The sequence below is a fragment of the Succinispira mobilis DSM 6222 genome (assembly GCF_000384135.1).
In the GTDB taxonomy this organism is placed as follows: Bacteria; Bacillota; Negativicutes; order Acidaminococcales; family Succinispiraceae; genus Succinispira; species Succinispira mobilis.
The window spans coordinates 1404879-1416805 of the sequence record NZ_KB913028.1 but is presented as its reverse complement, the minus strand read 5'-3'; the positions used below and the strand labels follow the sequence as shown (position 1 = coordinate 1416805).

Here is an 11927-nt window from a genome sequence, read left to right as displayed (position 1 = left end):
CCATAGCAAAGAGTTATGCTATAATAATTTCCAATTGAATATTTCAACCAAGGTGTCACATAATGTGAAGAATAGGGAAGTAGGAGCATTGAAAAATGTGTAAACGCGGGCCCACCACTGTATCGAGGAGATTTTACGAATGCCACTCTTAAGGGGGAAGGTGTAAAATTGATGAATCGGGAGCCAGGAGACCTGCCTTGAGTTGTTAAAAGTTTTTGTGGAAAAGAGACTTTTGAAGGGAAACTTTCAAAAGTCTCTTTGTTTTTTAATAAAGAATATGATAAACAGTGAGGTAAAGATGAATTTATTGACGAAAACTCTAAAAAACATTAAAAGTGTGCCATCTTCAAATTGTGAAAATATTAGTAGTGTTATACTAGAGCAAAAAAAATTTGGTAGACTTGCTCAGATGGCACGAAAATATATTGCTATCAAAGGAAATAAGTTTTGTACAACAATAAAACATTGTATGGTTATAACTTCGGCAGATCATGGGGTAGCTAAGCAAGGAATTAGCGCTTATCCAATTGAAACGACAATGCATATGACGGCTAATTATTTGATAGCTAAAGGTGGAAGTGCTAATGCTTTTGCAAACTATTGTCAAGCGGATATGGTAGTCGCAGATGTTGGAATTGCAGGAGATATGGAGAATGTACCTGGGCTGTGGCAACGTAAAATTGCTTATGGAACGCAGGATTTTACTGAAGGACCAGCGATGAGTAAATTAGAAGCAATAAAAGCGATTGAAGTAGGGATTGAGATTGTAAATTCTAAAGTAAAAGATGGGTATAACTGCTTTAGTTTAGGGGAGATGGGTATAGGCAATACAACCTCAAGTGCTGCAATTGTGGGAGCTTTTACAGGTATGTCACCCGAAGAAATTACAGGTCGAGGGACAGGCATTTCTGACAGTAGAATGCAAGTAAAATTAGATGTTGTGCGTAAAGGACTGGAAATAAATAGGCCAGATATTAAAGATGGTATTGATGTTTTAGCTAAAGTAGGTGGTTTTGAGATCGGGGCGCTTGTAGGTGTGATACTAGCGGCTGCGGCAAATAGCTGTCCAGTTATTATTGATGGGTTAAATACAACTGCTTCAGCCTTAATTGCTCAAGCTATGCATAAAAATGCTAAAGACTATATGTTTGCCTCACATTTGTCAGGTGAGCCAGCACATATTATAGCGTTGAATACACTTGGCTTGCAGCCATGTTTAGATATGAAAGTAAGATTAGGTGAAGCTATTGGCGCATCGATTGTAATGGAAATGTTAACAGGAATAACAGAAGTTTTAGAAAATAGTAAGGAGGAATATTTAAAGTGATTGAGATGCAAATACCTGCCTTAGATTTTGTTGCTATGAAAAAATGTCAAGTTAGAATCGACAATTTAACAAAGCCCTTAAATAGTCTGCATTATTTTGAAATAATTGCTAAAAAATTAGCTGGCATTACTGAAAATCCTAGCCCTAAAATTATTCCAAGAAAGATTTTGGTGCTTAAGAAAGAGGAGCAAGAGGTAGATTTACCTTTAGCAATATTTGCAAAACGTGTTCAGGCTCCAATAGTCAGTATATCAATACCAAGATTGAGAGAACTATCAACAGGAACATATTTCAAAGAAAGTTTGAAAATATGTAGCGATTATATCCGTGAAGAAAAGCAAATAATTGGCTTAGGACAAAATGGAATTGATGCTGAAAAAGATTGTCAGTTGATATTTGACTATTATTGCCAAAATGAAATAGAACAAATGCCTTTCAACAAAATAGATAAGGGGATTGTATTTTTAAGTAGCTTGATTATAGCAGCAGCACAAAAACGTTGCTTAGTTGTTTTGGATGGATTGAGTACGAGCTTAGCAGCTTTGATTGCTACAAAAATAAATCCCAAAGTTAAAGATTATTTGCTTGCCTCACATTATTCCATATCTCCAAAGCAACGTGAAGCCCTAGAACTATTAGACATTCCTGCGTATTTGCATTTAGACTTACAAGGAGATTGTGGGCTCGGAGCAGCTTTAGGAATATCGCTAGTAGATGCAGCTTTACATATGCTAAATGATATGAAAACCTTTGGAGAAGCAGATGTTGCTGTGGCCAATGATGGACCTGGGGCGATAAAGCAGAATAAAAATATAAAAGATATGTAAAAAACAAGTTAAAATTAAGACGAATCCTTGTTAGCTAAAAAATATTTAGCTAACAAGGATTTATTTTGTTTGATAAGTTAGGGCTTTACCTTTTAAAAGATAGTAAGATATAATGAATATTAATGTAAACTTAATTTTGGAAAAGGAATATAAAGATATGAAATTAACAAAAATGAACTACTATTTTGAAAAGATTAAAAATATATCTTTGGTAGAAAGAATATCGCTAATTCCTTTGATCGCAGTATTTTTAGCGATTGCCTTAATTTCATACATTTCTGCTAACAATATCAAAGATAGTATCATTAGTGAAATGCAAACCAATGGAGTATTCCTGTCGCAACAATTCTCCAGTCGAATAACTGACCGCAAAGCTGCTATTGATGTTTTAGAAGAACAATTGAATGAAAAAATAAGAATTGCAGCTAATATCGTAATAAAAGACGCGGAAAATTTGAATAATACAAGATTATTACAATTGGCTAAGAATTTGGATGTTGATGAATTATATTGGCTAAATAGTAAAGGCGAGGTTGTATATGCTACTATACCTGGGTATATTGGTTGGCAAACTACAATAAATCATCCACTAATAGCTATAGTACAAGGTCAAAAAGAGTTAATGGAAAAAATTAGACCTGATTCTAAATATGGCAAGTTACTAAAATATGGTGCGGTTAGAGCTGAAGATGGTAGCTTTGTCCAAGTTGGAATATCAGCAGCAAGAATAAGTAAAATGAATGAAAAGTTTAATTATCAAAAACTAGTGCAGAGTTTAGCTTTAGAAAAAAATATAGTATATGTGGGTTTTGTAGATTTAAACTATAGAATAGTTGCGCATAGTAATGAAGAACTACAAGGAAAACAATTACCAAGATATAGTTACTTACAAAAGGTCATAGAAATAGGTGATTATCAAGCGCAAGAAACTGTTGATACGACAACGGCAACCGAAATTTATGATATTTTATTTCCTGTGATAGTTGAAGGTCAAATTGTGGGTGCCTTGCAGCTAGGCTATTCGATGGAAAATGTTAAAACAGAAGTAGAAAAAAATAATTTAAAAATTTTGTTGTGGGGTACTTTTATTTTAGGGTTGTTAAGTTTTTCTTTGCGAAAGGCTTTAAAAAAACAGATTATAAAACCGATTGTTGATCTGGAGTCAGACATTAAAGCTATATCTATAGAAGATGATATTGATTATCGTCTGCCTAAAATTGAAAATGATCCGTTTTTACTTTTGCGTCAGGCAATAAATAAAAACCTAGATAAAAGTCAAGAATACTTTGCTAAAATGCTTGATAATCAGGATGAATTATATGCAGCAAATGAAGAGCTAGAGGCAGTTGTTGGGCAACTTTCAGCTAGTGAAGAAGAATTGCAAGCTCAATATGAGGAAATACAAGACTACGCAGAAAAGATGAAAGCTTTAAAAGAAAAGTACACACTTGCTGTAGAAGTAACAGATAGTGTAGTTTGGGAGCTAAATATTTTAGAAAAAACGATAATTTTTTCTGAAAATTTTAGGCAGAAAACAGGGATGGAAGAAGATAAAATAGCTTTAATAAACTTTATATCTGAGGTAGTTTATGAGGCGGACAGAGAATTAGTAAGAGAAAGTTTAGCTAACTATCAATATAAGACTCAAAGTGCAGTGCAAGTTCAATTTCGTATTATAGATAAATTAAATAGACAGTATTGGTATTTAATGCGCGGAAAAAGTTTCAATGATGCTTTAGAGTGTCGTTTAGTTTTAACGGGTGTATTAGTTGAGATTAGTGATTATAAACGCCAAGAAGAATATATTCGCTTTTTGGCAGATCATGATCAACTAACCGAACTTTATAATAAACGTAAATTTGTTGAAAAACTTGCTATAGACTTAGAAAAAGGCAAAAAAGGTGCAGTTTTATTATTGGATATCGATAATTTTAAGAATATTAATGATACGCTGGGACATATTTACGGAGATAAAGTTTTAAAAAATGTTGCAGATATTTTATCGAGAGTTGTAGGCGAAAAATCTGCAGTTTATAGGTTTGGTGGTGATGAATTTTTAATTAGATTAAACGAGCAGACAGATTTAAAAGAAGTAGAGAAGCTTATTGTTAAAATTAATGAAACTGTAAAACATGACAATATGGTTGAGGGGATAAATAATCATCTTACAATTAGCATGGGAATTGCTTTTTATCCATATGATGGCAATAGTGTTGATGAGTTACTTATAAAAGCAGATATTGCTATGTACAGTGCTAAACGTGCTGGGAAAAACAGATATGGGTTTTTCAATGAAAGTATGAATGCTATTTTCAGCGAAAAAATTAAAATTGAAAAATTCTTAAGGATTGCTTTGGAACAAAAAGATTTTCAAGTTTTATATCAGCCGGTAATAAAAACAGATACAGGAGAAATTGCTTATTTCGAGGCTTTGTTACGTATGCGAGCTACTAATATTTATCCAGGAGAATTTATCCCAGTAGCAGAAGAGACTGGGTTAATAGTGCCTATTGGTAGGTGGGTAATACAGGAAGTTTTGGGGCAACTTAATATTTGGCAATCATTAGGCCATGAACCAAAGCCGGTAGCAATAAATTTATCACCAAGACAGTTTGAAGATCCACTATTAGTGACTTATATTCAAGAAGAACTAGAAAAAAACAATATAAAATCTAGTTTATTGGAGATAGAAATTACGGAGAATGTTTTACTAGAAAACCGAGAAGAAACTATAGCAACTATGGAGAAAATTCAAGCATTAGGTATGAGTATTGCTTTAGATGATTTCGGAACTGGTTTTTCTTCACTTAATTATCTTACGTTTATGCCTGTAAATAAAATAAAATTAGATAAGAGTCTGAAAGATAAGTTTATAAATCTAGACAACACTAAGGTGATGGATAGTTTAATAGCCCTAGCACATGGGTTAAATTTGAAAGTAGTTATTGAGGGAGTGGAAGATTTTGAAGAAGTAGGTAAACTTAAGCGAGCTGGGAGTGATTACTTACAAGGTTATCTATTTAGCAAACCAGTGGCAGGAGATTTAGTTCAAAAACTTTTTCAAAACAAGTATTTAAATTAGCAAAGAAGCTGACTAAGAAGATAAACTTAGTTCAGCTTCTTTGTTAGTTTAATATAAATTAATCAAAAATTAACACAAATAAAACTAAAAAAATTCTTTTTGGCGTATAATTTAAATAGGTGGTGAATTTTTTTGAGAAGAGAAGATTTATTGAATAATATGCAGAGCGCTAATCTAGAAGAAATTTTGTTTGCTTCAGTTATTGATAAGGCTGAAATTACAACTGTATTTCAACCCATAATTTCTTTAAGAAGTTCGGAAGTGTATGGTTATGAGGCTTTGAGTCGTGGCCCAGAAAATAGTAGTATGGAAAACCCGGAAATATTATTTAACCTTTCAGAAAAATACGGTAGAATTTGGGAGTTAGAGTATCTTTGCCGCTGGAAAGCTTTAGAAAAAGCAAAATGTCTTGAGGAAGATAAAAAAATATTTCTAAATGTTAGCCCACACATTATGCATGATATAAAGTTTCGGCAGGGGTTTACTAGAGAGTATCTAAATAAATTTAAAATTAATCCTGATAAAATAATTTTTGAAATAACTGAAAGACAGGCAATTAGTAACGTTCCAGATTTTATAAATACTGTACAAAACTATAAAAGCCAAAACTATCAAATTGCCATAGATGATGTAGGTGCTGGATTTTCTGGTTTAAATTTAATATCAGGCGTATATCCACACTTTATAAAATTAGATATGAATTTAATTAGAAATATCGACAAAGATTTTGTTAAGCAGGCGATGGTTAAGAGTATGTGTGAATTTGGCCAGTTAACTAATACTTACTTGATAGCTGAAGGAATTGAGACTGAAGCAGAATTATTAAAATTGATTGAAATGGGAGTTCATTATGGACAAGGTTATTTTATTCAAAAACCAAGTAGTAAAATTCAAAATATTTCTGAACAGGTTCAAGAAATAATTCTTCAAGCGAATAAAAATAAAAACAGATTTATTGGCAGCACGATATATGAGTTATATATTTATAAAATTTGCAAAAAGTTACCAACTGTAAATGCAAACTTAAAAGTTGAACAAGTTGATGCTATTTTTAAAAAAGATACAGCTGCACCAGGATATTGTGTAGTTGAAGAAGAGCAACTTCTAGGGATAGTAACTAAAAATGAAATGTATAAATTTTTAAGTGGACAATATGGCTATTCGCTCTATGGAAAAAAGCCAGTAAGAGAAATAGCTAATGCTAATTTTTTGAGTGTAGATTATAAGATGACAATTGATATTGTTTCCAAAAAAGCTATGGCTAGATCGGCTGAACAATTGTATGATCTAATTGTTGTCACGAAAGATGCTAGGTATTATGGGGTTGTAACTGTGAAAGATTTATTAGAAAAGGCAATTGAGATAGAGGTTATTAATGCCAAAAACTTAAATCCTTTATCAGAATTACCTGGTAATAGATTGATTGAATTACAGTTAGAGCAGAGCATTAAAAATCCCGAGGACTTAAATATTTTATATTTTGATATAGATAATTTTAAAGCTTATAACGATGTATATGGTTTTGAAAATGGTGATAAAATAATAAAACTCTTAACTAAAATATTAAAAGACATATTTTCCTTAAATGATTTTGTAGGACATATAGGCGGGGATGATTTTGTTGTGATTACTAATAGAAACCCTATAAAAAATCTTGTTGATAAGATAATATATAATTTTGAAAGGGAATTGAAGGATTATTATAATAATGATGATTGGGAACAGGGTTATTTAATTTGTAAAAATAGAAGAGGTATCGAAGAATGTTTTCCGTTGCTTTCTTTATCGGTAGTATGTTTAGCAATCAAAAACTTTGATTGTATATATAAACTAGCAGAAAAAGCAAGCAAATTGAAGAAAAAATGCAAATTACTCAATGGAAGCAATTTCATATCAGAATAAAATCCAAAAACGGAAATGTTTTCTGCTATTTAGCTAAATATTTCCGCTTTTTTTATTTTTTTTATCTGGGGACGTATTGCACTTTTTACTATTTATGGTACAATCGTCTAGTCGCTAAATTTTTAAATAAGACAAAAAAGGGAGAGTGGATATGAAAAGACAAAGTTTTTTTCGGCTCACGCAAGAACAGGCTGAGCAACTAGCAGAACGGTACCAAACACCATTGCTAGTACTATCATTAGAGCAGGTAGAGAAGAATTATTGTTTTTTAAAAAAATGGTTACCAAATGTCCAAATTTACTATGCTATGAAGGCTAATCCAGATAGGGAAATAGTGAAAAAGATGGCAGAATTGGGATCTTGTTTTGATGTTGCTTCAGCTGGTGAAATAGCTGAGCTAGTGGAATTAGGAATTAGTGGTGAGCGGATGATATATGCTAACCCAATAAAGAACAAACAAGGTTTTCAAGTGTGCAATGAAGTTGGCGTTCGGAAATTTACTTTCGACAGCTATAGTGAGATTGGTAAGATGGCAAAAGCTTCACCTGGTGCGAGTGTTTTGTTGAGAGTACGAATTGATAATTCGGGTGCACATGTTGATTTAAATAAAAAATTTGGTGCTAGCCAAGAAGATGTTTTGCCAATGTTGAAAGCGGCTAAAGAAGCTGGTTTAGATGTTGCCGGTTTGTGTTTTCACGTGGGTAGTCAGACAACGTCGGCGGTGCCTTATATTAAAGCATTGAACATAATGAAAGAACTATTCTATAAAGCCAAGTTAGAGGGGTTTGATTTACGCATATTAGATATAGGCGGTGGATTCCCTATCCCTGAACCACACTTGTTAGAACTTGATTTAACGGAGATGCTAACAGAAATAAACACCTATTTGCTGAAAAACTTTGCCGAAATTGAAATATGGTCAGAGCCAGGAAGATTTATTTGTGGAACAGCTGTTAATTTATTGACCAGAGTAATTGGAATTAACGAAAGAGAAAACCAAGTATGGTATTTTCTGGATGATGGCTTATATGGAACATTCTCTGGTGTTTTATTTGATCACTGGACATTTCAAATACAAAGTTTTCGTGAGGGCGAAAAAATAAGAGCAACATTTGCTGGTCCGAGTTGTGATTCTTTGGATGTATTGTATAGAGATTACTTAACAATACCTTTAGAGTTAGACGAATTACTAATAGTACCTGATTGTGGAGCTTATACATCAGCTTCATCAACGGTATTTAATGGTTTTGCAAAAACACCAAGAGTTATCTGGGAAGAAACAAAATAGAATAAGTTTAAAAAAGCTAAAACCATAAAGCAATTCTACGCTTTATGGTTTTAGCTTTTTTAGACTTATTCTACAAAAATAACGTGAATAAATTAATATTTGTCAAAGAACTGTTGTTTACTACTATAATTAATTATAGGAAATTTTTAAATTATTGGCGTAAATTTGCAACAGCTTCGAGATAAGCTTGCATTTTGAATTTTCTTTCCAGTCCTTGTTTATTCATATAACGGATATTACCAAATATTTTTCTTTTTCCCCAGGGGCGATCATGTTTCCCAAAACACCAGGCAACGCCAGCAAAAGCATTAGCATCGCGACCATCTAGGCTATATTTATTGTTAAGATATAGCGTGTTTTTGTATGCTAGTTGGGGTGTTGGCGACCATTCTAAAATTTTCTTGCCCCAATACATACGCATATAGCCTTGCATTTTTCCAGTTGTTAAAAGTTGCTTTTGAGCAGCATTCCAGTACTCATCATGTGTTTGACTTTTTTCTAGTTGTTCAAGAGTATAAATGTATTCTCTAGTATCAGTTTGATGATCATTAAGGCTTTGCTTCGCCCAACTAGGTAATCCAGTATAATTATCGTATTCAGAATTATAATATGTGAAGTTTATAGCCAATTCTCTACGAACAATCATTTCCTCTAAAAAGACAGCACTAGATTCACTTAATTGTGGATTTATTTCCATTGCCTCATTAACTTTAAGGCTAATTTCTAGGGGAGATATTTGCCCAAAATGTAAGTAGGGACTCAAGTTTGAAGTACAATTTTGGCTGGGTTCATTACGTAGAACAGAATAATTTGCTAATTTATTTTCAATAAAAAAATTTAATAAAATATTAGCTTTGGAGAATCCACCGTAAAAATATTTAGATTTAGGTACAGTGTGGTCAATGTTTAAGGACTTAATAACAGTGTTTATTTGCTTTAATTGTAAAGGTTGAAATTTATTGGACAAATCTACGTATTTACCTAAATATTTAGGCAGGAATGCAGGGACAAGAAATTTCCCTAAATGTTTATGGATTTTACGTCGAATAGTTGCAGCACTGTATTCTTCTTTAGTGGAAACTTCTTGGACTGGAATGATAACGTTTGTTTCTACTTGCGTAAATAAACAAGGAAGCTTTTCTGCAAGTTGTTTGCGCCAAAAACGTTCAATTTTCAAATAACCACAATCAGTAATAACTAAACTAGCATTTTGTGAAATTTTAGTAACACCAACTATTGGGTCGATTTTTTCGATGACGAAACGAATGTTTAAATTTTCAAACATAGGTACTAGTTCTTGTAAACCTTCTAACATGAAATAGTAGTGGCGGGCATTTGCCTCAGGAAAATTATCAGTAATTGTAAAATAAACGACTAAATCAGCGTTATATTTATTTGCAATCTCTATAGCATAAATCAAGGCATGATTATAATTAATTCTTTGTGCACTTTGCATCCAATAAAGTACATATCCAGATTTTCTTTGGGGCTGCTTATTTAAATTACAGAGCCGTTCTAAATGGATACTAGTAGACATGTTATCCTCCTTAAAAAGTATGTTTTTTGTTAGTGTAACATAAAAATAGTTTTTACTGTTAAAAAAATTACTGTTTACAGCAGGAAAAAATAAAAAAATATAGAATATTTCTATATTGGCGAGTATAATATAAGATGTATTTTATACTTGCTGATAGTATTATATTGGGCTTTAAAAAGTAGAAGAGAGGATAGCTAAATGGAAAATAATTTAGAAAAAAAGTATGGATTTTATACAGCTATTGCAATGGTTGTTGGTATTGTAATTGGCAGTGGAGTTTTTTTTAAAGCCGAAAAAGTTTTGACGGCTACAGGGGGCGACTTACCTCTAGGAATTTTAGCTTGGGCAATAGGCGGCTTGATTATGATTGTTTGTGCCTATGTTTTTGCTACAATGGCGACCAAGTATGAGAAAGTTAATGGAGTTATTGATTATGCCGAGGTAACCTTAGGCAAGAATTATGCCTACTTTATTGGTTGGTTTATGGTTATGATTTATTATCCCTCATTAACATCTGTTTTGGCATGGGTTTCAGCACGCTATACTTGTGTGCTATTTGGATGGAGTATAGTGGGAGGAGAAGCGATGGCTATTTCTTGCTTCTTTCTGATTGCTAGTTATGCAATTAATGCTTTGTCACCTAGATTTGCAGGCAAATTTCAAGTATCGACAACAATAATTAAGTTAATTCCGTTAGCACTAATGGCGGTTATTGGCACTATTGTTGGATTAAAAAATGGGACACTGATAAATAATTTTACAACTGGAGTTATAGCAGATGTGGCTAGTGAAAACCCATTATTCACAGCGGTGGTAGCTACAGCATTTGCTTATGAAGGCTGGATTATTGCAACAAGCATAAATGCTGAAATGAAAGATGCCAAACGAGACTTGCCTTTAGCACTTACCTTTGGAAGTTTGTTTGTAGCTATGACTTATATTTTATATTATACAGGGTTGGCAGGTGCAGTGGAAAACAGCGTTATTATGAAGGGCGGAGAAGCTGGAGCGAAACTAGCTTTTTCAAAAGTGTTCAGCGAAATTGGAGGAACAATTCTTTTTGTGTTTGTAGTAATTTCTTGTTTAGGCACCTTAAATGGCTTGATGATGGCTTGTACTAGAGGACTATATTCTTTGGTAGCCCGTGATATGGGGCCTGATCCTGAGGTGTTTAAGCATATTGATAAACATACAAATATGCCAACAAACTCAGCGATAATTGGACTGGTATTAAGTAGTATTTGGTTGTTATATTTTTTTGGTGCGAATTTGGTAGCAAAACCATGGTTTGGAGCTTTTAGTTTTGATAGTTCAGAATTGCCGATAGTAACTTTATATGCAATGTATATCCCGATATTTATAATGATGATGATTAAGGAAAAAACTTTTAATTTTTTCAAAAGGATTATAATGCCAGCTCTAGCGATTTGTGCTTGTGTCTTTATGATAATTGCAGCTTGTTTTGCTCATGGAAAAGCAGTGATTTTTTATTTGATAGTATTTGCAATTATTATGTCTTTTGGACTAATCATAAATTCAAAACGATAAAAAATAAACCAGGAGCAATACAAACTTTACTTGTAGAGCTTTTGGTTTATTTTTATTGTCATAGCAGAGTTTTTATTATTTATAGTATATTGTTTTTAGATGTGATAGAATCTAAATGATATTATAGTAGAGGAAGGATTTGCGTGTTATTATGAATGGTAAAAATAGGAATTCAATAAAAATTGGACAATTGGTTGATGTAGTATTGAAAGCTGACCAACGTAGTGGCAAATTGACGCGAGGAACTGTGGCGAAGATTTTGACAAACAGCTCCAGCCATCCACACGGAATAAAAGTTATGCTAGCAGATGGTAAAGTCGGACGTGTTCAATTCTGTTTACAGAGTTGAGAATTCAAATAATTTAGCCATAGGTGCGAAAAGGTAATAAGGTTATTGTAAAACTTATTACTGGAGT

General features: G+C 32.8%; 8 protein-coding genes and 1 riboswitch. Of the genes, 7 read left to right on the top strand and 1 reads right to left on the bottom strand.

Going from position 1 to position 11927, the window contains the following annotated elements; all coding sequences use genetic code 11:
- Positions 1-33: 33 nt before the first annotated feature.
- Positions 34-214, top strand: a riboswitch (cobalamin riboswitch).
- A gap of 84 nt (positions 215-298) precedes the next feature.
- The 5 genes from cobT (at position 299) to SUCMO_RS0106660 (ending at position 8426) form a co-directional block, all read left to right on the top strand.
- Entirely contained in the window at positions 299-1327 is a 1029-nt protein-coding gene (gene cobT, locus SUCMO_RS0106680; protein WP_019879842.1) for a nicotinate-nucleotide--dimethylbenzimidazole phosphoribosyltransferase, read from the top strand.
- A gap of 5 nt (positions 1328-1332) precedes the next feature.
- On the top strand, positions 1333-2154 hold the full coding sequence (locus tag SUCMO_RS10995; protein WP_245539364.1) for a nicotinate-nucleotide--dimethylbenzimidazole phosphoribosyltransferase: 822 nt from the start codon (positions 1333-1335) through the stop codon (positions 2152-2154).
- 157 nt (positions 2155-2311) lie between these two features.
- A complete protein-coding gene (locus SUCMO_RS10990) occupies positions 2312-5236 on the top strand; it encodes an EAL domain-containing protein (protein WP_169336620.1) in 2925 nt (974 codons plus the stop codon).
- Positions 5237-5368: 132 nt separating this feature from the next.
- On the top strand, positions 5369-7138 hold the full coding sequence (locus SUCMO_RS0106665; protein ID WP_019879838.1) for a GGDEF domain-containing protein: 1770 nt from the start codon (positions 5369-5371) through the stop codon (positions 7136-7138).
- 151 nt (positions 7139-7289) lie between these two features.
- On the top strand, positions 7290-8426 hold the full coding sequence (locus SUCMO_RS0106660) for a type III PLP-dependent enzyme (RefSeq protein ID WP_019879837.1): 1137 nt from the start codon (positions 7290-7292) through the stop codon (positions 8424-8426).
- Between the two features lie 151 nt (positions 8427-8577).
- Here SUCMO_RS0106660 and SUCMO_RS0106655 read toward each other — a convergent pair whose 3' ends face one another.
- The gene (locus SUCMO_RS0106655) at positions 8578-9963 is read right to left on the bottom strand and encodes a deoxyribodipyrimidine photo-lyase (RefSeq protein ID WP_019879836.1); all 1386 of its coding nucleotides are present in this window, start codon (positions 9961-9963) and stop codon (positions 8578-8580) included.
- A gap of 198 nt (positions 9964-10161) precedes the next feature.
- On the opposite strand from SUCMO_RS0106655, the gene SUCMO_RS0106650 reads away from it, so the two are divergent.
- Both SUCMO_RS0106650 and SUCMO_RS0106645 read left to right on the top strand, forming a co-directional pair.
- Positions 10162-11511: an APC family permease gene (locus tag SUCMO_RS0106650; protein WP_019879835.1), complete on the top strand. Its 1350-nt coding sequence runs from the start codon at positions 10162-10164 to the stop codon at positions 11509-11511.
- Between the two features lie 151 nt (positions 11512-11662).
- A complete protein-coding gene (locus SUCMO_RS0106645; RefSeq protein WP_028953932.1) occupies positions 11663-11860 on the top strand; it encodes a YwbE family protein in 198 nt (65 codons plus the stop codon).
- Positions 11861-11927 lie beyond the last annotated feature (67 nt).